13 protein-coding genes are annotated in these 24,765 nt (G+C 66.2%); 5 read left to right on the forward strand and 8 right to left on the reverse strand.

Annotated features, from left to right (window positions below):
- Window positions 1-81 precede the first annotated feature (81 nt).
- Window positions 82-2,946, forward strand: coding sequence for a TonB-dependent receptor (locus QPK29_RS23735; protein ID WP_371768574.1), 2,865 nt, complete (start codon window positions 82-84; stop codon window positions 2,944-2,946).
- Window positions 2,947-3,022: 76 nt separating this feature from the next.
- On the opposite strand, the gene QPK29_RS23740 is transcribed toward QPK29_RS23735, so the two are convergent.
- Together QPK29_RS23740 and aroG are read right to left on the reverse strand one after the other, a co-directional pair.
- Window positions 3,023-4,309, reverse strand: a complete 1,287-nt coding sequence (locus QPK29_RS23740) for an aspartyl/asparaginyl beta-hydroxylase domain-containing protein (RefSeq protein ID WP_371768575.1) — start codon at window positions 4,307-4,309, stop codon at window positions 3,023-3,025.
- A 67-nt stretch (window positions 4,310-4,376) separates the two neighbouring features.
- Window positions 4,377-5,438, reverse strand: a complete 1,062-nt coding sequence (gene aroG / locus QPK29_RS23745; RefSeq protein WP_056123286.1) for a 3-deoxy-7-phosphoheptulonate synthase AroG — start codon at window positions 5,436-5,438, stop codon at window positions 4,377-4,379.
- A gap of 438 nt (window positions 5,439-5,876) precedes the next feature.
- On the opposite strand from aroG, the gene QPK29_RS23750 reads away from it, so the two are divergent.
- The gene (locus QPK29_RS23750) at window positions 5,877-8,741 is read left to right on the forward strand and encodes a TonB-dependent receptor (protein ID WP_371768576.1); all 2,865 of its coding nucleotides are present in this window, start codon (window positions 5,877-5,879) and stop codon (window positions 8,739-8,741) included.
- On the opposite strand, the gene QPK29_RS23755 is transcribed toward QPK29_RS23750, so the two are convergent.
- The 5 genes from QPK29_RS23755 to QPK29_RS23775 form a co-directional block, all read right to left on the reverse strand.
- Entirely contained in the window at window positions 8,738-8,932 is a 195-nt protein-coding gene (locus QPK29_RS23755; protein ID WP_056123281.1) for a hypothetical protein, read from the reverse strand. The two genes, QPK29_RS23750 and QPK29_RS23755, sit on opposite strands and share 4 nt — an antisense overlap.
- Before the next feature lie 40 nt (window positions 8,933-8,972).
- Window positions 8,973-9,701, reverse strand: a complete 729-nt coding sequence (locus QPK29_RS23760; RefSeq protein ID WP_371768577.1) for a hypothetical protein — start codon at window positions 9,699-9,701, stop codon at window positions 8,973-8,975.
- Between the two features lie 89 nt (window positions 9,702-9,790).
- Window positions 9,791-11,251 carry a metalloprotease TldD gene (gene tldD, locus QPK29_RS23765; protein ID WP_056123277.1) on the reverse strand — a complete coding sequence of 487 codons (1,461 nt, stop codon included), beginning with the start codon at window positions 11,249-11,251 and terminating at the stop codon, window positions 9,791-9,793.
- A gap of 43 nt (window positions 11,252-11,294) precedes the next feature.
- Window positions 11,295-12,107 (reverse strand): carbon-nitrogen hydrolase family protein, encoded by an 813-nt coding sequence (locus QPK29_RS23770; protein ID WP_056123274.1) that lies wholly within the window; start codon window positions 12,105-12,107, stop codon window positions 11,295-11,297.
- Complete coding sequence (locus tag QPK29_RS23775; RefSeq protein ID WP_371768578.1) at window positions 12,104-16,342, reverse strand: YhdP family protein; 4,239 nt, start codon at window positions 16,340-16,342, stop codon at window positions 12,104-12,106. Before QPK29_RS23775 ends, QPK29_RS23770 begins: the two co-directional genes overlap by 4 nt.
- Window positions 16,343-16,544: 202 nt before the next feature.
- Between QPK29_RS23775 and glnE the strand changes: the two genes are divergently transcribed.
- The 3 genes from glnE (at window position 16,545) to map (ending at window position 23,676) form a co-directional block, all read left to right on the forward strand.
- Window positions 16,545-19,253, forward strand: a complete 2,709-nt coding sequence (glnE, locus tag QPK29_RS23780) for a bifunctional [glutamate--ammonia ligase]-adenylyl-L-tyrosine phosphorylase/[glutamate--ammonia-ligase] adenylyltransferase (RefSeq protein ID WP_449820924.1) — start codon at window positions 16,545-16,547, stop codon at window positions 19,251-19,253.
- A 685-nt stretch (window positions 19,254-19,938) separates the two neighbouring features.
- Entirely contained in the window at window positions 19,939-22,806 is a 2,868-nt protein-coding gene (locus QPK29_RS23785) for a TonB-dependent receptor plug domain-containing protein (RefSeq protein ID WP_371768580.1), read from the forward strand.
- Window positions 22,807-22,908: 102 nt separating this feature from the next.
- Window positions 22,909-23,676, forward strand: a complete 768-nt coding sequence (map, locus tag QPK29_RS23790) for a type I methionyl aminopeptidase (RefSeq protein WP_056123257.1) — start codon at window positions 22,909-22,911, stop codon at window positions 23,674-23,676.
- A 45-nt stretch (window positions 23,677-23,721) separates the two neighbouring features.
- Here map and gap read toward each other — a convergent pair whose 3' ends face one another.
- The gene (gene gap / locus QPK29_RS23795; protein WP_259448910.1) at window positions 23,722-24,732 is read right to left on the reverse strand and encodes a type I glyceraldehyde-3-phosphate dehydrogenase; all 1,011 of its coding nucleotides are present in this window, start codon (window positions 24,730-24,732) and stop codon (window positions 23,722-23,724) included.
- Window positions 24,733-24,765: the final 33 nt, after the last annotated feature.

A 24,765-nucleotide genomic window follows, 5' to 3' on the forward strand; every position in this document is an offset into this window, starting at 1 on the left:
AAACTAAATACAACATTTCAAGCAGAATTTCTATGAGTCATTTTTCCATTTATAAAAATTTGATCTCGATCGGTTCGATTGATGTTTGCCGGCGGCATGGCGCTCGGCGCGTCCGTCGTTCATGCACAGGACAATGCCGCGGCGCCCGCCGCGTCGATGCAGCGCGTGGAAGTGACGGGCTCGCGCATTCCGTCGCTGAACACGGAAGGCTCCAGCCCCATCACCACCCTGAGCGCCAAGGACATCAAGATCGATGGCGTGCGCAATACCGAAGACCTGCTGAACAACCTGCCCCAGGTGTTCGCGTCGCAGGGTGCGGCCATCTCGAACGGCGCCAGCGGCACCGCCACCGTCGACCTGCGCGGCATGGGCTCGCAGCGTACCCTGGTGCTCGTCAACGGCAAGCGTTTGCCTTCCGGCAGCGTGCTCAGCGTCGCAGCCGATCTGAACCAGATCCCGAGTGAACTGATCCGACGTGTCGACGTGCTGACCGGCGGCGCCGGCGCCGTGTACGGCTCGGGCGCCGTGTCGGGCGTCGTCAACTTCATCCTGAAGGACAACTACGAAGGCGTGGAACTGGAAGCCAATATCTCCGGCGCCAACCACAAGCAGCACAACGACGAGGTCCAGGGCGTCGTCAACAAGAAGGGCTTCCCGCTGCCGGGCAACCACACATTCGACGCCAAGAAGTACGACTTCAGCCTGCTGGCCGGCTCGAACTTCGCCGACAACAAGGGCAACGCGACGTTCTTCGTGTCGCACCGCCACGCCGACGCCCTGCTGCAATCGCAGCGCGACTTCTCGGCCTGCTCGCTGGGCGCGTCCGATCCGGGCTTCGCCTGCTCGGGCTCCGGCACGTCGATCGCCCGTGTCGGCACGTTCACACCGGATGCGAACGGCAATCCGCGCAAGTACGTGTCGGCCACCGATGCCTACAACTTCGGCCCCCTGAACTTCTTCCAGCGCCCGTCGGACGAGTACAACGTCAACTCGATGCTGCACTACGACATCAACGAGAACGCGCGCCTGTACAGCGAATTCAACTTCCACAACTACACGACCGACGCCCAGATCGCGCCGGGCGGCATCTTCTACGGCCAGCAGGCGACGATCGGCTACGACAACCCGCTGCTGAACGATGCCTGGCGCGCCGCGCTGGGCCTGAAGGCACCGGGCGACACCTCGACCGTCTCCGTCGGCAAGCGTAACGTCGAAGGCGGCCCTCGCTCGACCAACATCACCGATTCGTCGTTCCGCGAAGTGCTGGGCGTGAAAGGCATGATCGGCGACTGGTCGTACGACGTGTTCGGCCAGTTCGCACGCGTCAACCACAGCGACCGCGCGACCGGCTACTTCTCGACCCGCCTGATCGCCAACGCGCTGGACGTCGTCGCCGACCCGACCACGGGCAAGGCCGTGTGCCGCTCGGTCGTCAACGGTTCCGACCCCGCCTGCGTGCCGTACAACCTGTTCAAGCAGGGCGGCGTCACCCAGGCCGCGCTGGACTACCTGAACGCCACCGGCTCGAACGGCGGCTTCACGCAGCAATCCGTGTTCGGCCTGAACTTCGGCACCGACCTGACCCGCTTCGGCCTGAAGCTGCCGACCGCCGAAAGCGGCGCCGGCGTGTCGTTCGGCTACGAGCAGCGCATGGAGAAGCTGTCGTTCCAGCCCGACTACGAAAACCAGACGGGCGACCTGTCCGGCGCCGGCGGCGCCACCCCGGCCGTCACGGGCGCGTACAACGTGAAGGAAGCCTTCGGCGAATTCAAGCTGCCGCTGCTGGACAACATGCCCTTCTCGAAGCACATGGACCTGTCGGGCTCGTACCGCCGTTCGAACTACAGCACGGACGCGAAGACCAACACGTTCGGCCTGGGCCTCGACTGGCAGCCGATCGACCAGGTGCGCGTGCGCGGTTCCGCCCAGCGCGCCGTCCGCGCACCGAACATCTATGAACTGTACACGCCGCAAGCCGTGGTGCTGGCCGGTCCGAACGACGACCCGTGCGGCGGCGAGAGCCCGAAAGCCACGCAAGCCCAGTGCGCCAACACGGGCCTGCCGGCTTCGCTGTACGGCAAGGTCGCGGAAAACTCGACCAACCAGTACAACGGCCGTACCGGCGGCAACCCGAACGTCAAGCCGGAAACCGCGAACACGTACACGATCGGTATCGTGATCGACCCGATCAAGAACCTGACCATCACGCTGGACGCATTCAAGCTGAAGATCAAGGACGCGATCCAGGCCGTCAACGCCCAGAGCGTGTTCACGCAGTGCCTGCAGACCGGCAATGCGCTGTATTGCAACATGATCCACCGCGACTCGCTGGGCTCGCTCTGGCTGCTTCCGACCGGCTACGTCGAAGCCGGCACCACGAACATCGGTTCGCAGGGCACCTCGGGCCTGGACGTGGGCGCCAGCTACCGCACCCGCCTGCCGCAGAGCTACGGCAACCTGGACTTCACGCTGAACGGCACCTACCTGAAGAGCTACACGGTGGAAAACCTGCCGGGGACGGGCAGCTACGACTGCGCCGGCCTGTACGGCCCGACCTGCGGCATCTCCGCGCCGGCGATGCCGAAATGGCGCCACAAGCTGCGTACGACCTGGTCGAGCCCGTACAACCTCGACTTGTCGCTCACCTGGCGCTACATCGACCGCGTGAAGAACGACATGCTCGATTCGAACACGCAGCTGGCCGGCGAACTGGACACGCAGCGTGACGCGTACCTGGCGTCGCGCAGCTACTTCGACCTGAACGGCGTGTACCGCTTCAACCGCAAGCTGGCCCTGAGCTTCGGCATCAACAACCTGCTGGACAAGGATCCGCCGATCGCTTCGTCGAGCTCGGTGACGGGTACCTACGGCAACGGTAATACGTTCCCGCAGGTGTACGACGCGTATGGCCGCTTCATCTACGCCAACGTGACTTACCGCTTCTGATCGCCTGATCGGACGCCGTAAAAAAACCGCCGCCGGCTGCGAGGCCGGCGGCGGTTTTCATTTGTCCTGCCGATGATTACAGCCCGAAGCTGCCTTCGTCCGCCGAGAATGCATTCATGCCGTCGCTCATGGCCGTCACGAGCGCGCGCTCGGGCCCCGTCAGGTGCGGATGCCAGATGTCGAACATCAGGATCGCGCGGGGAGCGTCGCTGTCGTTCCACGCCTCGTGCTCGATGGTGTCGTCGAACACCCACGCCTTGCCCTCTTCCCACGCGCGCACGTCGTTGCCGACGCGGAAGCCGCAGCCCGGCGGCACGACGAGCGGCACGTGCGTGACGAGGCGGACGTTGCTGACGCCGCAGTGCGGCGGGATGCGTGTCTTCGGCTTCAGCACGGAAAACATCGCGACGGGCGTGCGGCCCGGCTGGTCCGGCTGCGGGCTACCTGCCAGCAAGGCCATCGTGCGCGGGCAGCGCGCTGCGTTGGCCTCGTTGACCTTGCCGGCTTCGACGAGGTGGAAGGCGCTCCAGCGCAGCGAGTTGTTCAGCTCGGCCCACTGGCGCAGCGGCTGGTCGTCGCCATACTGCATGTAAGGCGTAAAACCGTCGGCGCCAGCCTGCGCGGCGAGGAATTCCGCGCGGATCGCGTCAAGCTCGCGCTCGAACGCATCGAGCCACGGAAAGTCCGCGCGGTCGAAAAAGGTGATGGGCGCCAGGCCCTGGAAGTGGAACAGCGCGGGCTGCGGCTCGTAGCGGCGCTTGCGGCCCAGCATGATGTCGAGGGATGCCGTGAAGCGCTGCACGCGCTCGCCGCGCAGGTCGCGCAACAGGGGCGCCATGTGGTCGTCGAGGAAGCGGCCGAAATCGGTGTCGTACTGTTCGCGGTAGGCCATGGCTTCCTGCACGGCCGGGCGCAGTTCGGGCGGCAGTTGCTGCAGCGGCGGCGCCACCGCGGCGACGGCGCCATGCGCGCGCGCGGCCGCGTGGCGCTTGCCCTGGCGCGTGAGCAGGCCGGCGCGCAGGATCAGCGCCACGAGGTCGGTCGGCTCCAGCACGAGCGCGCGCCGGATCGCCTCGTCCTCGCGCGCCTCGTCGTGCTGGGCCATGCAGACGACGGCGAGGTTGATCCACTGCTGCTTGTCGCGCCCGTCCGCCGCGACGAGGCGCTCGAGCAGCGCGCGGGCCTCGGGCAGCGCGCCGGACCGGTAGTGCAGCTGCGCCATGCCGAGCAGCGCCGGTCCGTGCGTCGGCACCTGTTGCAGGATGCGCTGCCACAGCTGCGCCGCCAGGCGTGGATTGGCGCCCTTCAGCGCCGCCTGTGCCGCGCGTTCCCAGGCGGCGATTTCACCTTCGTTGGAAGCCATGCCACCCCTTCAAGTATGTACACGTACATACGATTCTGGAGTGGGCGCTTCCGGTTGGCAAGAACTATTACGCGTCGTCGCGCAGGCGGCGTGCGCGCACGCTGGCCGCGAGGTTTTCCAGCACGGCGATGCTGGTCTCCCAGTCGATACAGCCGTCGGTGACGGACTGGCCGTACGTCAGTTCCTTGCCCGGCACGAGGTCCTGGCGGCCGCCGACGAGGTGCGACTCGACCATCACGCCGACGATGCGCGTATCGCCCGCCGCGATCTGGCTGCCGATGTCCGCGCATACGGGCACCTGGTTCTGCGGGTTCTTGCTGCTGTTGGCGTGCGACGCGTCGATCATCAGGCGGCTCGCGAGGCCGTTGGCGGCGAGCTGCTTGCAGGCGTCCTCGACGCTGGCCGCGTCGTAGTTCGGCGCCTTGCCGCCGCGCAGGATGATGTGGCAGTCCTCGTTGCCCGCGGTCGACACGATCGCCGAGTGGCCACCCTTCGTCACGGACAGGAAGTGGTGCGGCTGCGACGCGGCCTTGATCGCATCGGCCGCGATCTTGATGTTGCCGTCGGTGCCGTTCTTGAAGCCGACCGGGCACGACAGGCCCGACGCCAGCTCGCGGTGCACCTGCGATTCCGTCGTGCGGGCACCGATCGCGCCCCAGCTGATCAGGTCGGCGATGTATTGCGGGCTGATCACGTCGAGGAATTCGGTGCCGGCCGGCAGTCCCAGTTCGTTAATGTCGCGCAGCAGTTCGCGCGCCATGCGCAGGCCGTCGTTGATGCGGAAGCTGTTGTCCATGTACGGATCGTTGATCATGCCCTTCCAGCCGACCGTCGTGCGCGGCTTCTCGAAGTACACGCGCATGATCACTTCCAGCTCGCCGGCAAAGCGGTGGCGCTGCTCGACGAGGCGGCGGGCGTATTCCATCGCGGCGTTCGGATCGTGGATCGAGCACGGGCCGATCACGACCATCAGGCGGTCGTCCTGCCCGTGCAGGATGCGATGCAGCGCCATGCGCGCCTGCGACGCGACCTGTTCCGCTTCCGGGGTCACCGGGAATTCGCGGATCAGGTGCGAGGGCGGCGTCAGTTCCTTCATTTCGCGGATGCGTAAATCGTCGGTGCGAGGCATTGCGGTTCTCCGTTCTTGATCTGGTTAAATTCTGGGGCGTAAAAAAAAAGACCGCCAGCTCGGCGGTCTTTTGGATTCTTGTGTCGGACTCTGTTCTGTTGCTGCGTGAACCTGCCGCTACTCCACCGCCGTCGGGCTGGAATGGCTAAACCAAAAATAAAAGGTAAAGAAAACGGCGTGGCGCATGGAGAGATTCCGAAGTAGTCGATTGACTATAACAACATTGCTGCGACGTTGGCAAGACTTTATTTGGCCTGTGATCTGTCGGTTACGGTTGCCTATACAGGCGATCGGTTGCATCAACCCGACATCTTTTCCGCTGTGCCGGACACGCTTGAGAGATGTCAGTTGCCGCTTTATGCAAGATGCAAAAGTCGCAACGAGCCCCGGATTGAAGCGCACCGGGTCGACCATCCCTCATCGCATTGGAGTCTGGACATGACTGAAACCCCGATATCCCGAACGATCCGACGCCTGTTCGCGGGCGGGGGCGCCATCGGCCTCACGATCCTCGCACTGCCGGCGCCGGCCCAGGAAGTCGCACCGAAACCCGTCCCGCGCGTCGAGATCACCGGCTCGAACATCCGCCGCTCCGAGGCCGAAACGGCGTCCTCCGTGATCACCGTCAACCGCGCCGACATCGAGCGTTCCGGCAAGGCCACCGTGGCCGAGCTGCTGCAGACGCTGGCCGTCGACAACCAGGGTTCCGTGCCCACCACGTTCGGCAACGGCTTCGCCGCCGGCGCCTCGGGCATCTCGCTGCGCGGCCTGGGCGCGGCGTCCACGCTCGTGCTGCTGAACGGCCGCCGCATGGCCCCGTACGGCCTCGCCGACGACGGCCAGAAGCAGTTCACGGACCTGAACGTGATCCCGACGGATGCCGTCGAGCGCGTCGAGGTGCTGAAGGACGGCGCGTCCGCCATCTACGGTTCGGACGCCATCGCCGGCGTCGTCAACATCATCCTGCGCCGCGACTTCCAGGGCAACACGGTGCGCTTCTCGCGCGGCGCCAGCGACGACTGGGACGGCAAGCGCACGAACGTCGCGTTCACCAAGGGCGTCGGCAGCCTCGACACCGACCGCTACAACGTCCTGTTCAGCATCGAGTACAAGAAGTTCGACGAGATCTGGTACCGCGACCGCGCGGACCGCGAGTGGATCGGCCGCAACGACCTGCGCCGCTGGGGCTATTCGGCCGACCAGGCGCTCGGCGGTACCGGCGCCATCCTGCCCGGCACCGGCACGGCCGGCAACGCCATCAACGGCAACGTGCGCAATCCGGCCGACCCGACCAATTACTACAACCGCGGCAACCTGGCGGGCCCCGGCTTCACCCGCACCTTCCCGGGCGCGGCCTGCTCCAACTTCACGAACCACCCGCAGGGCGATCCCGGCGGCGGCTGCCTGATCGACGCCTCGATGCAGTACAACCAGATCGAGCCGAAGCAGGAAAACCTGAGCTTCTTCCTGCGCGGCACGCTGCAGCTGGACCCGTCGCTCCAGCTGTACAGCGAGTTCAACTGGTACACGAGCCAGACGGACACCGCCACGACGCCCTCCTCCGTCAGCGCCTCCGTGGGCTTCCCCGGCGGGCCCGTGAACAATGCCGTCGTCCAGCTCGGTGCGAACCATCCGGACAACCCGTATTTCGGCACGGCCGCGCGGATCCGCTACCTGGCGGCCGACGTCGGGCCGCGCAAGTCCAACATCGATTCCAACTTCCTGCGCTGGCTCGGCGGCGCCAAGGGCACGCACTACGGCTGGGACTGGGACTCGGCCCTGCTGTTCTCGCACAACCACGTCAACAACACGCAGAACGGCTTCCTGCAGCGCGACGTCGCCTTCGCCCTGCTCGATCCCACCCCTGCCAACATCGCGACGGCGGCGGCGAACAGCCCCGCCTATGCGGCGCTGCCGCTGGGTACCGTCTGGCGCATCGCCGAAAACGCGCCCCTGAATTCGCCGGCACTGTATGCCGCCCTGTCGCCGGCCATCGGCAACGCGGCCAACACCAAGGTCGCGCAGGTCGACTTCAAGGGCACGCGCGAGTTCGCCGGCATCCCCTACCTGGCCGGCAACCTGGGCCTGGCGCTGGGCACGGAATTCCGCCACGAGATGACGGAACTGCGGCCCACCACCGGCACGGAGCGGGGCAATATCATCGGCCTGGGCTATTCCGCCTATTCCGGCGCCCGCAACGTGTTCGCGCTGTACGGCGAAGGCCTGGCGCCGCTGCCGTTCAACGTGGAAGCGTCGGCCGCGCTGCGTTACGACCACTTCACCGACGTCGGCAGTTCCTGGACGCCGAAGTTCGGCCTGAAGTGGACGCCGGTGCGGCAATTCGCGCTGCGCGGCACGTTCGCGCGGGGCTTCCGCGCGCCGAGTCCGGCCGAGAACGGTGTCGGCGGCCTGGCCGCCTTCTCCACCGCGGCCGACCCCGTGCGCTGCGCGCTGGGTGTGACGAACGCCTGCAACCCGGCATCGGTGGCGCTGATCACGTCGCCCAACCCGAACCTGTCGCCGGAACGGTCGAAGAGCTACACGCTGGGCGTCATCTGGGACCCGCTGCCGCGCACGAGCATCTCCGTGGACTACTGGAAGATCAAGCGCAAGAACGAGATCAACCAGGAACAGGTCGACGCCGCCATCGCCGCCGGCAGCGTGGCGCGCGATCCGGGCAGCGTGAGCGGCATCCCGGGCGACCCGGGCCAGATCACCGCCGTGCTGACCCGCTACGTCAACTCCGCCCAAAGCAAGGTGCGCGGCCTCGACGTGGACGCGCGCTACAACCACCGCCTGCCGGACGCCTGGGGCAATGCCACGTTCGACGTGAAGTACACGCACATCTTCGAATGGCTGCGCACCGAACAGGACGGCACGTCGCGCGAATTCGCGGGCACGCACGGCAACTGCGACGTGACGAACTGCACGGGCACGCCGGCCGACCGCGTCAACATGCGGTTCGGCTGGGACCGCAACAACCTGCGCGTATCGGCCAACGTGAACTACCGCGGCGTGCTGGAAAACCGCTTCTTCCGGGGCGACCCGAGCGGTTGCGCCGTGACCTTCGCCAACGGCGCCGACGCCCCGAACGGTTGCGAACTGGCGTCGTTCACGACGGTCGACCTGGTGGTGCGCTGGAAGCCGCAGCAGCGCTGGGAAGTGTTCGGCTCGGTCCAGAACCTGTTCGACAAGATCGCACCGCTCGACCCGCTGACCTATGGCGCGCAGGCGTACAACGCGCTCGACTACGAGGGTGCGCGCGGACGCTTTTATACGCTGGGGGCGCGCTACTCGTTCTAGTCCCCGGGCCCTTCACCGGGCATCGTGTCGGCCATCAGCCGCAACTCTTCCGGCGTCAGCTCTTCGGGCTTCTTGCCCTCGAGGCCGTCGAAGTCGGGGGGTTGCTGCGGTGCCGGCGCCGCCGCGTCGGGCTGCTGTGCGTTGGTCTGAGGCGGCTGTGCGCCTGGTTGCTGTGCTTGATCGTTGGCCATGTCGGACTCCTTGCGATGATGATCGGTCGGAACCAGTGTGTCACAAGGCCGGCGCCGATGGCGTCCGCATCGGCGCGAGCCGATCGAGCCTGATCCAGCCGCTGGCCTCGCGGCCCGTGCGCGGATTGCGGTACGCGACGTCCGCGTAATCGCCATACGTGTGGAAGACGGTCAGCACGTCGCCCGGGATCACGAACAACTGCGGCAGCTTGCACTCGTCCAGCGGCGCCGTGTGGAACCAGGCGCGGCCGGTGCCGGTGATGACGCGGCCGGCCTGCCCGGCGGCCACCGGAAGCCAGCGCGACGCGGCCGTGACCTGGGCCGCTTCGCAGCGGGTGAGCACGTTGGTGAGTTCCTTCATGCGATCCTGCATCCAGACGAACTCGTGCACCTGTCCCGTGCCCTCCTGCGCCAGCTGGACGACCAGCTTGTCGCCTGCACGGCGGGCGCCGAACCCGGCCAGGCAGTCGCCGAACGGTTGCGACATCGTCGCATCGTCGCCCGGCCCGATCTGCAGCAGGGTGAAGCGGTGCCGGCACTGCGGATCGGGCAACGCCGCATCGACGAGCACGTAGTCCGCATCGTCCTGCACGGTCAGCTTGACGAGGCTCGCATTGCCGTCGACCTGCCCCAGCGATGCGCCGCGGAAGCGGATGTCGGAACGGTCGGCGCCGGGCTGCGTCTCCACCGGCCCGAAGCGGGTGGCGACGTTCGTGTGTTCGTCGGCCGCGGCGCACCACGGGTGCGTCGCAACGGCGAGCGTGGTCAAGGCAGCCCGGAAGAACAAACGCCCGCACGGGGCGGGCGCTATGGTAGAGAAGGTGGCGAAGGCGGAGGCCATCGCGGTGCGGCGAGGCCTTACGCCGTGCCGCCGACGGTCACGCCGTCGATGCGCAGCGTGGGCTGGCCCACGCCCACCGGGACGCTCTGGCCTTCCTTGCCGCACACGCCCACGCCCGAGTCCAGGCGCATGTCGTTGCCGATCATCGAGATGCGGTTCATCGTGTCCGGACCGTTGCCGATCAGGGTCGCGCCCTTCACCGGGTACGTCACTTTGCCGTCCTCGATCATGTAGGCCTCGCTGGCCGAGAACACGAACTTGCCGTTCGTGATGTCGACCTGGCCGCCGCCGAAGTTCACCGCATACAGGCCGTTCTTGACCGAGGCCAGGATCTCGGCCGGGTCCTTGTCGCCGGCCAGCATGTACGTGTTCGTCATGCGCGGCATCGGCAGGTGGGCGAACGATTCGCGGCGCGCATTGCCCGTCACCGGCATCTTCATCAGGCGCGCGTTCATCGTGTCCTGGATATAGCCCTTCAGGATGCCGTCTTCGATCAAGGTCGTGCACTGCGTCGGGTTGCCCTCGTCGTCCATGTTCAGCGAACCGCGGCGGTCCTGCAGGGTGCCGTCGTCGACGACGGTCACGCCCTTCGCGGCGACGCGCTGGCCGATCATGCCGGCATACGCGGACGAACCCTTGCGGTTGAAGTCGCCTTCGAGGCCGTGGCCGACGGCTTCGTGCAGCAGCACGCCGGGCCAGCCCGGGCCGAGCACGATGGTCATCGGACCGGCCGGGGCCGGACGCGCTTCCAGGTTCACGAGCGCCGACTGCACGGCTTCGCTGGCATATTTTTCCAGCAGTTCGTCGCTGAAATAGTTGTAATCGTAACGGCCGCCGCCACCCGACGAGCCCATCTCGCGCCGGCCGTTCTGCTCGGCGATGACGGTGACGGAGACGCGCACGAGCGGACGGATATCGGCCGCCAGCACGCCGTCGCTGCGCACGACGAGCACGACGTCGTACTCGCCGGCCAGGCCGGCCATCACCTGCACGACGCGCGGGTCTTTTGCACGCGCGATTTTTTCGACACGCTCCAGCAGCGCGACTTTCGCGGTCGCGTCGAGCGAGGCCAGCGGGTCATGCGGCAGGTACAGCGAGCGGCCGCCGGACGGCTGGACGTTCGCGGCAACCTTCACGCGGCCGGCGCCCGCGCGCGCGATCGTGCGCGTGGCCGCGGCGGCGTCCAGCAGGGCGGCCTGCGAAATTTCGTCGGAGTAAGCGAAAGCGGTCTTGTCGCCCGACACCGCGCGCACGCCGACGCCCTGGTCGATCGAAAAACTGCCGCTCTTGACGATGCCCTCTTCCAGGCTCCAGCCTTCGCTCTTGGTGAACTGGAAATACAGGTCGGCATAGTCGACCTTGTGCGTGAACATGGTCCCCAGCGTCGTGATCAGCTTGCCTTCGTCGAGGCCGAATGGCGTCAACAGGACGTCGCGCGCGACAGCGAGGGAGGAGAGATTCGGTTCGAATGGAGTCATTGCGTCAGGTCTTTCTGATAGGGATGGGGCATTGTGCCATACCTTAAAGTTTGCGGTGTTTCAGTGCCGGCAAACTCTCGCGCACCTTCGCGATGTAGTCGGGATCGATCTCGCCGCTGACGACGCCCTCGCCTTCCGGCAACACGTCCTTCACTTCGCCCCACGGATCGATCAGCATGCTGTGGCCGAACGTGCGGCGGCCATTCGTGTGCGTACCGCCCTGGGCCGACGCCAGCACGTAGCACTGGTTCTCGATGGCGCGGGCGCGCAGCAGCACTTCCCAGTGCGCGAGGCCCGTCGTGTGCGTGAACGCGGCCGGCACGATGATCAGCGCGCACTCGCCCATCGCGCGGAACAGTTCCGGGAAACGCAGGTCGTAGCAGATGGCCAGGCCGACCTTGCCGAACGGGGCGTCGAAGCCGCCGACCGTCTCGCCCGGGACGATGGTGCGGGCCTCGTCGTACGATTCGCTGCCTTTATTAAAACCGAACAAGTGGATCTTGTCGTAGCGGCCGACATGCTGCCCGGCCGGATCATAGACGAGCGTCGTGTTCAGCACGCGACCCGCGTCATCGGAGACCAACGGCAAGGTACCGCCGATGAGCCAGATGCCATGCTCGCGCGCCTGGCCGGCCAGGAAATCCTGGATGGGGCCGTGGCCCGGCTGTTCCGCGTGGGCGACCTTGTCCGTGTCCGTCATACCCATGATGGGCCAGTATTCCGGCAGCGTGACCAGTCGCGCGCCGCGCGCGGCGGCGTCCGCGATCAGGCGGCGCGCGGTGGCGATGTTCTCGTCCACGTTCGGCGTGGACACCATCTGGATTGCGGCGACAGTAAACTGAGCGGTCGTCTTCATTTGGATCCCTTCTTGTCCTTGTTGCGGTCCTGTGCGGCCGCGTTCTCGGCGGCGGCAGTCACGGCCGGCGAATTCTCCAGCTTGACGATGTGCGGCGACTTCCACGGTCCCGTCACCTGCATGTGGTAAGTCAGCGCCTTCATGACGGGCGCGCGCAGGAACAGCTGGGCCAGGAAGCTGCCGAGGCCGATCACGGGGTTCACCGCGAGGCCGTACACGAGCGAGCTGGTGCCGAGATTGAATTCCGGGATCACGACGACGTGCAAGTTCGTCGATTCGTGCGCGATGTCGGCCGTGCCGTCCATCAGCACCGTCGCCGCCACGCCGTGCATCTTGAGATTGTCCGTACGCACGACGCCGCGCGTGATCATCGCGTTCGCCGTGATGCCGTCGAAGGCGAGGCCTTCCGAGAACACGTCGTGGAAGTCGAGCTTCAGCATGCGCGGCAGCATCTGCAGGCTCAGCACGCCCAGCAGTTTGGCGGCGCCCGGATCCTGCTTGAGGAATTGGCCATCCTCGACATTCATCTGGATCTGGCCCGACAGGCTCGGGATGTCGAGCGAGTATGGCAGGCCGGCCCACGAGATGTCGCCGGACAGCGAGCCCTTGCCATGGCGCAGCGTCTCCGGGAAGCCCAGGCGGTCCAGCAGGCGGCCGGCGTCGCTGATGTCGAGCGTGAAATTGAGTGCCGTGTTGCTCTTGCCGTCGCGCGTGAGCCAGCGGCCGTTCGCCTTCAGCTGGCCGTCCGGATTCGTCAGCGCCAGCTTCTCGATGCGCCATTCGCGTCCGGCCAGCGCCTGCGCATTGCTGGCCACGAGTTCCAGGCGGCCGAACTGCTTGTTGAACAGCTCGAAACGATCGGCCACGATGTCGAGGGCCGGGATGCTGGCGCTGGCGCCCTTGTTCGATTCGAGCAGGTCCTTGACTTCGTTCGCGGACGATTCCGGGATCACGAGCGACGCCAGGCGCGCCGTCACCTTGCCCAGGCCCTGGCCCGATTCGGCCCACGTGACGTAGCCGACGACCTGGCGCGAATCGATGCTGGCCTGCCACGTATTGTTCTGATGCGTGGCGCCGACGACGACGTCGCGCAGCGCCCGCTCGCCGATGACCAGTTCGCCGGCACGGGCGGCCACGATGTCCGGCACGACGTACTGGCCCATGCCGCCTTCCGCGGACGGGCCGGAAGCCGGCGCGGCCTCGCCTGGCCCGGCGATGTCGGCGGCCGCCGCGAGCCAGCGGTCCACGTTCAGCGCCTTCATGTTCACGTTGATCATCATGCCGCTGTCGGGTTCGGGCGCGGGCACGTTGACGCCGATGCCGCCCCGCTTGACGATCCACGGGCCATGCGGCTGGCGCTCGCGCACGTATTTCGCGGCCGCGAGATTGCCGAGCTGGATGCGGATGTCGTCGTGGCCCACGCCATCCACGCCCGTCGGCTGGCCCGTGAGGACGAAGTGCAGCGGCAGCGCGTCCGGCGCGGGCTTGTTCAGCGGCGCGGGCTGTTCGATGCCGAGGCCGGCCAGGTTGGTGTCGAGGATGATCTGGGTCTGGCGGTCCCTCACCGTGACGGTGCCGCCGAAGCGCGCGCCGCCGGACAATTTATTGCCCAGGCGCTGCAGCGCCGGCAGGGAACGCGTCTGGCGCATGCCCTCGGCCGCGGCGCTGCCAGCCATGCGGATCTGGATGCTGCCGTCGCGCTGGGTGCCGCCGGACAATTGCAGCGGTCCGCCGAGGAAGCTGGCGCCCACGCCGTTCAGGTTCACGCCGTGTTCGGAAAACTCGATGCGGCCCAGCGCGGCCTCGATCGGCGGCAGGTCGGGGAACAGCACGACGTCGTTGCTCTGCAGCTGCAGCGCGCCCTGCACCTTCGCGTCGTGCAGGCTGGCGAGCGGCAGGTGCAGTTTCAGGCCCAGCTTCGCCGGGCCGGTCCCTTTGGTGTCCTCGGTGAAATGGCCGATCCATTCGAGCACGGGGCTGGCCGCCACGTAGCGCAGGAAGTCGGGCAACGGGCCGGCGGCGGTGCCGTCGATGTCGAGCATCATCTCGTGGATGCCCAGCTCGGGGATCACGGCCCGCACGTTCGACAGGCCGATGCCCTGCGTGCGCGCCGTGTCGGCGTGGATGTCCATGCGGGCGCGGTCGAACACGATGGACCCGTTGATGTTTTCCAGCACCGGCCACAGCGGCGCCTTGCCGTCGGCCGCCTTGTGGCCGGGCGAGTACTCGAGCTTGCCGTCCTCGATGCGGCCGCCGACGCGGAACTCGCCCTTGGCGCGCTGGACGGCATTCTCGGCGCGGAACGGGAACTGGGCCAGGTCGCCGCGCAGGCGCAGGCGCGCGTCGTGCAGCATGCCGCCCTGCAGCGCGCCGGTCAGCCATTCGCGCAGGCCTTCCGGCGTCGCGAGCGGCAGCCAGCGCTTGACGCTGGCGATCTCGAAATTGTCGACCGTGCCCGTGAAGTCGGCATTGCCCGGCCCCTGGCCGGCTTTCAACGACAGCACGTGGCGGCCCGTCAGAGTCGCCCTCAGCGCGCCCTGGGTCAGGTCCAGGCTGTCCACGTCGACGGCCAGCTGCTCGTCCGCCAGCTGCGTCCAGCGCGCGTGCAGCGCAAATTGATCGAACGGCATTTCCGGATCGGCGAACCAGGCCGGCAGCGCCAGCACGAGCTTGTCGGAATCGATGTCGACGCTGCCGCCATGGTCGCTCGCGTCGATGCGGCCCGACAGATTCTTGAAACCCGGCAGCGCGGGGCGCGCGGCCTGGGCCGGGTGACCATCGGCTGCGGCGAGCTCGGCGCGCGCCGCCAGCGGATTCATGCCGAGGTTCTCGACGTTGCCGCGCACACGGTAGCCGGCGATGTGCGGGAAGCGGCCCTGCCATTCGACCTCGGCGTCGTTGACGCGGCCGCGCGGCGCCAGTTCAGTCAGCAGCTGGCGGTGCGCCGGCGCGATGGGCAGTTGCACCGCCAGCGCGGCCAGCGCGCCCACGTCCAGCTGTTCGGCGCGCACTTCGAAGCGTTCCGGCTGGGTGCGCGTGGCGGGGCGCCACGATTCGTTCAGGGTGGCCGGCGGCAGCACGACGCCCCCTTCCGTGACGACGGAGAAATTTTCCAGGCCGATCGCGTGGCCCAGCGCGCCGAAGGTCGGCTTGCCGTCGTCCACGTTCGGGGCGATGGTCTCGCTGGCCGACAGCCGGCCCGATACGCGCGCCAGGGACAGCGGCGGCGTGTCCGGGCCGAGGCGCGCGCTGACGCCGGCCAGCGCCAGGTCGGCCGTGAACCCGGCCAGGCGGGCGTGGTCGAAGTCGAGCCAGGCGCGCACGGAGCCGCGGCCTTCCTGCAGGGTGAACGGATAATCGACGTACTGCTTCCAGGCGGCGAGGTCGGTGTTGCGCAGGTCGGCATACACCTGGCCCTTCCAGCGGCGGGCGTCGGACGGCTTGGCGCCGAACGGCGGGTGCGAGAAGCGCGCGCGCAGGTCGAGCGGGTCGCCCGCGCCTGCCGGCGGCGCGGCCTTCAGGGCGAAGCGGTGCGTGGTCCAGCGGTTCTGCAGCACGAGCGTCACGTCCGACAGCGCGAGCGTGGGCGCGCCGCGCAATTCGTCCGTCCACGTCAGGCGGCCTTCGCGGATCACGACCTCGTGCTGGCGCAGCAGCCAGTCGGCGCCGCCGCCCTCCTCCTTCTTGTTCGGATCGATGCGTACGCCCGCGACGGCGACGATGCCGTCGGCACCGCGGCGCACGTCCAGTTCCGGCCGGTTGATTTCCAGCGCCTCGAAGCGGGGTTCGGCCGCCACCACCGACCACCACGACACGGTGGCGGACACGGACGGCAGCGCCAGCAACTGGCGCCCGGCGCGGTCGTGCAGGCGCAGATCGCCCAGGTACAGGTTCGGGCGCAGGCCGCGCCACGACGCGTAGACGCGCGCGATCGTCACCTGGTTGCCCAGCGCGCGGCTGGCGGCGCGTTCGATGTCGGGCTTGTAGTAATCGATGTTCGGCAGGACCGCGTAGCGCAGCACCAGGAACAGCACCATGAACGCGAAGTAGACGAGCAGGACGGTCTTGATCGTGAAGCCGAGCACATGATGCGACGCGAGGTTCGCATAGCGGTAGCAGGTGCGCGCGCGGGCCCAGCGCTCCACCAGAGGCACATGCTGATGCGCATGCGTCTGGGGGTGCGCCTGCTCATGCGCGTCGGGCTCGCGCTGCGTCTGCGGTTCCGGGTTGTGCATCAAAAGGCTCAAAGACTCGTCGCCGAATATTGTTTAACTGTAAATTAAGAGAGCGCTTGCAACATCCGCGGCGTCTACCTTACCATCGTGCTGACCCAGGGCAGCATGGCGGGCAATTTTACCCCATAGCAAGCGTCCCGAAACGCACAACTCGTCTGGAATTCGCCCTATGTTCCCAGCTTCTCCGCAGTGTCTCCCTCAAATGTCGCGCTTTTACCAACGCTGGCTCGCCGCCGATCCGGCCCGTGCCGGGCGCGTCGATACCCTGTCCGCATTATCGCTGGCCTCCCTCGATTTCGGCGCAGCGCTGGCGACCGAGGCCGCCTCTGGTCCCAACGGCACGGTCCTGCCGACAACGCGGGCCATGCGCCGGCTGCGCAACCTGCTCATCTGCACCATCATCCGGCGCGATCTCGACGGCCAGGCCGACCTGGACGAAGTCGTGACCGCCATGAGCCGCTTCGCCGATTTCGCCGTCCAGACGCATCTCACCGAGCTGATGGCGGAGATGACCGCGCTGCACGGCGAGCCGGTCGGCGCCGATTCCGGCCGTCCCCAGCAGATGATCGTGCTGGCGATGGGCAAGCACGGCGGCGGCGAACTGAACGTCTCGTCGGACATCGACCTCATCTTCGTCTACCCCGAGGACGGCGATACGAAGGCCGGCCCCGGCCAGAAATCCCTGTCCAACCACGAATTCTTCGGGCGCCTCGGCCGCAAGCTGATCGCCGCGCTGTCCGAAATCACCGAAGACGGTTTTACGTTCCGCGTAGACATGGCGCTGCGTCCAAACGGCAAGTCGGGCCCGCTCGTGGCGAGCCTGAACATGGTCGAGGACTACCTGATCGTACAGGGGCGCGAATGGGAGCGATATGCCTGGGTCAAGGCGCGCGCGGTCACCGGCGACCCGGCCGACATCGCGGCCCTCGACGCCATCGTGCGGCCGTTCGTGTTCCGGCGCTATCTCGACTTCGGCGTGATCGATGCGATCCGCACCATGCACGCCCAGATCCGCGCCGAGGTCAACCGCCAGGAACGCCTGCATCCGGAGCGCAACCAGAACGTCAAGCTGGGCCGCGGCGGCATCCGCGAGATCGAATTCCTCGCGCAAGTGTTTCAATTGATCCGCGGCGGCCGCGACCCGGCGTTGCGCGAGCGTTCCACGCGCAAGACCTTGCGCCTGCTGGCCGAACGTGAACTGCTGGCCGTCGACACCGTCGAGCAATTGCTCGAAGCTTATACATTCCTGCGCAACCTGGAGCACCGCCTGCAATACCTGGAAGATGCCCAGACGCACACGATGCCCGTCGCGCCGGAGGATCGCAACACCGTCGCGCGCATGATGGGCATGGCCGACGAGGCCGGACTGCTGGCCCGGCTGGACGCCTGGCGCGTCTTCGTCGCCGCCCAGTTCGACGCGATCTTCGCCGACAAGGCCGCCGGCGCCGAACCCGTCGACCCGGACGCGCTGCTGACCGATCCGGACAACCGCGACGCCATCGCCGACCGCCTCGCGAGCCTCGGTTTCGACGACCCGCAGGCCGGCGCGAACCGCCTCGTCGCCACGTGGCAGGCGCCCCGGCTGCAGACGTTGCCGGAGGCGAGCCGCCACCGGCTCGTCGCCCTGGTCAACACGGCGCTGACGCAGATTCCGAACGTCGTCGCGCAAGCGGGTGCCGGCAGCCACGCGGCCACGCTGGGCCGCCTCCTCGATTTCTTCGAAGCCATTGCGCGCCGCTCCGCCTACCTGTCGCTGCTGACGGAATATCCGCACACGCTGGAGCGGGTGCTCCGCATGATCAACGCGTCCGGCTGGGCCGCCACGTTCCTCACCCAGCACCCGATCCTGCTGGACGAGCTGCTGGACGACCGCGGCAACGCGGCCGAGGATCTGCCTTCGCTGGCGGCGAGCCTCGCGGCCCAGCTCGACGCGGCCACGGGCGATACCGAGCGCCAGCTCGACATCCTGCGCGAAGCCCACCACGCCCAGATGTTCCGCCTGCTCGCGCTGGACCTGGCGGGAGAATTGTCCGTCGAACGCCTGGCCGACCACCTGTCCGCGCTGGCCGACCTGATCGTGTGCGAAGTCGTGCGCCGCGCCTGGCGCACGATCGCGTCGCGCCACGTGGAGGTGCCGCGCTTCGCCGTGATCGCCTACGGCAAGCTGGGCGGCAAGGAACTGGGCTATGTGTCCGACCTGGACGTCATCTTCCTGTTCGACGACGAGGACGACATGGCGCCGTCGAACTACGCCAAGCTGGCCCAGCGCTTCATCACGTGGATGACGACGCATACGCCGGCCGGCATCCTGTTCGACATCGACACGGCGCTGCGGCCGGACGGCGCGTCCGGCATGCTCGTGTCGTCCGTGGGGGCGTTCGAACGCTACCAGCAATCCTCCGCGTGGCTGTGGGAGCACCAGGCCCTCACGCGGGCCCGCTTCTGCGCGGGCGACGCCGGCATCGGCGCCCGCTTCGAGGCGATCCGCGAACAGGTGCTGCGCCAGGACCGGTCCGGCCGCGAGGCCGAGCTGCGCCTTGAAGTCGTCAAGATGCGCCAGCGCATGCGCGACGCGCACCCGCCCCGCGACGAGCGTTTCGACCTGAAGCACGACGAAGGCGGCATGATCGACATCGAATTCATCGTGCAATACCTCGTGCTGCGCCATGCGGCCGCGTATCCGCAGCTGACGGCGAACGTCGGCAACATCGCGTTGCTGAAACTGTGCGGCACGCTGGGCCTCATCGACATGGGCCTGGCCGACGGCGCCGCCGCGGCGTACCGCGCCATGCGCAAGCTGCAGCACCAGGTCCGCCTGCAGGGCCAGGAAAATGCCCGCGTAGAACGCAGCCTTGTCGCGAAACATGCCGACGTCGTCGTGCGGCTGTGGCACGACTGCTTCCGCGTCTGACGCTATCCCGAGCGCATGATTTCGCTCGGGAATTTGTTTTTCCTTAACTTTTCCTCGCAAACATATTTACAGTTTGATTCTCGTCAATACATGAGCGACCGGTATGGCTAACGTTGCATGATCTGCAGCAATGTCTATATCGGAGACTCAATGTCACAACGAACGAGAAGCGCATTGGCCGTGCCCCTGGCGACGCGCTCCTGCAGTGGCGCGCCCGTCGACCCGCAGCTGCCGCTCGGTCCCCTGCCTACGTACGCGATCACCCGTCGTTCTGACCTTTCAAGAAATTTTGCCTGTTGTACAAATGTAACACTTGAAAAAGCATTCGAATCGTCTCGCCCCAATCTGGTGCATTCCTGCCGTAAAAGAATGTTGCACCTAATCCAGCGATCTATAGGGGGTTCTACGCCCAAACTGATGTTTTCGGCATAGATTCATGTCTGTACACAATATTTGTTTCCGTAAATACGCACAACGCTGGTGAATTTCTTGTAATTACGCAAACCCGCAACACGCACAAATATGCATCCTCGAACATTGACAGGCTGCCACGGTGGATGCTTCCATTGCCAGCTTGAAAAAAAATGTTAACCACATTGCTTTCAAAACAGTCGCTTCACAGCGACGGCCTCACACGGCTGCTGCTACCCAGTTCGCCGTGCCCTAACCTAGGAGTTTTGTAACCATGATGGAAAAAGTCTTGTCCCGCTCGATCCGCCTGATCTGCCTCGGCGGCGTCGCGCTCGGGATGCAAGCGGCTTATGCGCAAGAGACCCAACCGGCGCCGCTGCAGCGCGTCGAAGTGACCGGCTCGCGCATCCGCCAGGTCGACCTGGAAACGGCACAACCGATCCAGGTGATGACCCAGGAACAGATTCAAAAGACGGGTCTCGTGACCGTCGGCGACATCCTGAACCAATTGTCTTCCGCCGGTACGCCGGACTTCGACCGCGGCGGTTCGCTGACGTCGAACCGTGAAAACGGCGGCCAGTACATCAGCCTGCGCAACCTGGGCTCGAACCGCCTGCTGGTCCTGGTGGACGGCAAGCGCTGGACCCAGTCCGTCGACGGCTATACCGACATGTCGACCATCCCGTCGGCCATGATCGAGCGCATCGAAGTCCTGAAGGACGGCGCCTCGTCGATCTACGGCTCGGACGCGATCTCGGGCGTGGTCAACATCATCCTGAAGAAGCGCATGGATGGCGGCCAGCTGAGCATCTACAGCGGCGCCAACGACAAGGCCGACGGCCGCGCGAAGGACTTCTCGCTGACCTACGGCGCCAGCTCCGACAAGGCGTCGCTGATGGTCGGCCTGTCGCACACCGAACAGGGCACCGTGTGGGCCCGCGACCGCGACATCACCAAATACCCGAAGGGCCCGGCTCACCCGACCGCCGGCCTGGGCGCAGGCCCGTGGGCTGAAGTCCTGCCGGCCAACGGCGATGCCTTCGACTACGTGCTGAACCACACCGGCGGCGCCGGCGGCAACGGCATGGGCACGGGCTCCGATCCGCGCAACACGGCCAACTACCACGACTGGAAGAGCAGCATCGTCGAGGACAAGTTCAACAGCGCCTCGCAGATGATGTTCCAGATGCCGAACCGCCTGGACACGCTGTTCACCAAGGGCACGCTGGAACTGCCGTACAACATGCAGCTGAGCACGACCGCGATGTACTCGCAGCGCCAGTCGTCGGCGCAGGTCGCAGGCTATCCGCTGCGCAGCGATGCACAGCCGAGCTACCCGGTCTACATCGACAAGGACAACTACTACAACCCGTTCGGTGAAGACCTGTACTTCATCCGCCGCACCGTCGAAGTGCCGCGCGTGACGGAAAACACCAACAACACGTTCCACGTCGACACCACCCTGTCGGGCAACTTCGACTGGCAAGGCAAGGCCTGGAACTGGGACGTGGGCTACAACCACAGCGCCGTCCGCGGCTCGACCATGGGCACCGGCAACGTCAACCTGCTGAACCTGAAGAAGGCCCTGGGTCCGTCGTTCCTGAACGCCAGCGGCGTCGTCCAGTGCGGCAACGCGGCCTCGCCGATCCCGCTGGCGGAATGCAAACCGTTCAACATCATCGCCGGTCCGGGCGCAGCCAACAAGGAAACCCTGGACTACATCATGTCGACCGGCCAGGCCACCTATGGCTCGACCATCAACAGCGCGACCGCCAACATCAGCGGCGAACTGCTGCAGCTGCCGGCAGGCATGCTGGGCGTGGCAGGCGGTATCGAACACCGCGAAGTGCGCGGCTACGACATCCCGGGCCAGTTCGAACAATCGGGCTACTCGACCGACCTGGCCGGCAACTCGACCATCGGCAAGTACTCGGTGCGTGAAGCCTACCTCGAAACGAACATCCCGATCCTGAAGGGTGTGCGCTTCGCGGAACTGCTGAGCGTCGACCTGGCAACCCGCTACTCGGACTACAGCAACTTCGGCAACACCCACAACAGCAAAGCCAGCTTCATGTGGAAGCCGATCAAGGACCTGCTGGTCCGCGGCACGTGGGCCCAGGGCTTCCGCGCTCCGACCGTGGGTGACACGTTCGGCGGTGGCCAGCAGACGTACGACACGTACATGGACCCATGCGACAGCGCCTACGGCCAGCGTTCCACGCCGGGCGTCGACGCACGCTGCACGGCGGCGGGTGCTCGTCCGGGCTTCCGCCAGACCGACCAGACCAACACCCCGGTCACCGACTCGGGCGGCGCACAGAGCGCCAACCCGTTCATGTCGGGCGCCGGCAACGCGTCGCTGCAGCCGGAACGCGCCAAGACGAAGACCTTCGGCTTCGTCTACAGCCCGGCCTTCCTGCCGGGTCTGTCGGGCTCGCTGGACTGGTACAACATCCGTGTCGACAACCTGATCACCGGCATCTCGGCTACCCAGGTCGCCGAGTACTGCTACGTGCAGGGCGTCGCTTCGTTCTGCAACGCGATCAAGCGTGACCCGATCACCGGCCAGATCACGAACCTGTCGCGCGGCAACGCCAACCTGGGCGCGCTGGAAACCGAAGGCTACGACCTGTCGTTCGCCTACCGCTTCCCGCGCAGCGCCTACGGTTCGTTCGGCGTGCGTTCGGATTCGACCTTCGTGACCAAGTACCGCACCAAGGCCGACAACACGGCCGACTGGGAAAGCTCGCTGGGCGAATACGACGGCAGCGGCGGCATCGCCTACTACCGTATCAAGTCGAACGTCGCGCTGGACTGGAGCCTGGGCAACTGGAGCGCCACCTGGACGGCCCGCTACTTCGGCAGCATGCGCGACAAGTGCTACAGCAGCACCGTCGAATGCTCGACCCCGCAGGGTCACGCCAACTGGGGTACCGGCTACAACCTGAAGGGCGCGATGGTCTACAACGACGTCAGCGTCGCGTACAAGACCTCGTGGAAAGGCCAGATCATGGTCGGTGCCAACAACGTCTTCGACAAGGCACCGCGCACCACCGTGCTGGGCGCATCGTCCTCGTCGGCGGTGGACGCCAACCTGCCGCTCGACCGCTTCATCTACGTGCGTTACAACCAGGCCTTCTGATCACGCAAGTGAAAGCCTGAACAATGCCCGCCAGGTTCGCCTGGCGGGCATTTTTTTTCGTGCATCGGCTATCATGAGCGATCGGTGCACACTCAACGAACCATGCCTATCAAACTCAAGACTGACAAAGACATCGCCAAGATGCGCGTCTCCGGCCGCCTGGCGGCCGAGGTGCTGGAAATGATCGCGGAATACGTCGTCCCCGGCGTCTCCACGGAAGAACTCGACCGCCGCTGCAACGAATACATCCGCAAGGTGCAGAAGGCGACGCCCGCCAACGTCGGCTACCACGGCTTTCCGAAGACCCTGTGCACGTCAGTGAACAGCGTCGTCTGCCACGGCATCCCCTCCCCCGCCGAGATCCTGCAGGATGGCGACATCGTCAACATCGACGTCACCGTGATCAAGGACGGCTGGCATGGCGACACGAGCCGCATGTACTTCGTCGGCACGCCGAGCCCGGAGGCAAAGAAGCTCGTCGAGACGACGTACGACGCCATGATGGCCGGCATCCGCGCCGTGCGCCCGGGCGCGCGCCTGGGCGACGTGGGCCATGCGATCCAGAAGCTGGCGGAAGCCCAGGGCTATTCCGTCGTGCGCGAATACTGCGGCCACGGCATCGGCAAGGTCTACCACGAAGACCCGCAGGTGCTGCACTACGGCCGCCCCAACACGGGCCTCCTCATCAAGGAAGGCATGACCTTCACCGTCGAGCCCATGATCAACCTGGGCGACGCCGACGTCGAACAGCTCGACGACGGCTGGACGGTCGTGACGCGCGACCGGTCGTTGTCCGCGCAGTGGGAACACATGATCGCGGTGACCAAGAACGGGTTCGAGATCCTGACGCCCTGGCCGAAGACGAAATAAAAAAAACGCTCCCGAGGGAGCGTTTTTTCATGGTGCAGAACCCGATTATTTCGCGTTCATGAGCGCCACGGTGGTGTCCAGCATGCGGTTGCTGAAGCCCCACTCGTTGTCGTACCACGACGACACCTTCACCAGGCGGCCCGACACCTTAGTCAGGGTCGCGTCGAAGTTCGACGACGCCGGGTTGTGGTTGAAGTCGACCGAGACCAGCGGCTCGGTGTTGTACGTCAGGATGCCTTTCAGCGCGCCTTCCGATGCGTCCTTCATCAGCTTGTTGATCTCTTCGACCGTCGTGTCGCGCTTGGCGATGAACGACAGGTCGACGATCGACACGTTGATGGTCGGCACGCGGATCGCGTAGCCGTCCAGCTTGCCGTTCAGTTCCGGCAGCACGAGGCCGACGGCGGCGGCGGCGCCGGTCTTGGTCGGGATCATCGACTGCGTGGCCGAACGGGCGCGGCGCAGGTCTTCGTGCATCACGTCGGTCAGGACCTGGTCGTTCGTGTAGGCGTGCACGGTGGTCATCAGGCCGTTTTCCAGGCCGATGGCGTCGTTCAGCGGCTTGACCAGCGGGGCCAGGCAGTTGGTGGTGCACGAGGCGTTCGAGATCACGGTGTCGGTCGACTTCAGCACGTCCTGGTTCACGCCGAACACGATGGTGGCGTCGACATCCTTGCCGCCCGGTGCCGAGATGATGACCTTCTTGGCGCCGCCTTTCAGGTGGGCCGAGGCTTTTTCCTTGGTGGTGAAGAAGCCGGTGCACTCCAGCACGACGTCCACGCCCAGCTCGCCCCACGGCAGCTCGGCCGGGTTGCGCTGCGCGTACACGCGGATGCGGTCGCCATTGACGATCATGTAGTCGCCGTCCACTTCGACGGTGCCCGGGAACTTGCCGTGCGTGGTGTCGTAACGGGTCAGATGGGCGTTGTGCTCGACGTTGCCGAGATCGTTCAGCGCCACGATCTGGATGTCCTGCTTCTTGCCGCCTTCGTAGAAAGCGCGCAGCACGTTGCGGCCGATACGGCCATAACCGTTGATTGCTACTTTGATCGTCATTTATTCACTCCTGATTAAAAAAATCCTAACACC

It is taken from the genome of Massilia orientalis (assembly GCF_030411975.2).
Lineage (GTDB): Bacteria > Pseudomonadota > Gammaproteobacteria > Burkholderiales > Burkholderiaceae_D > Telluria > Telluria orientalis.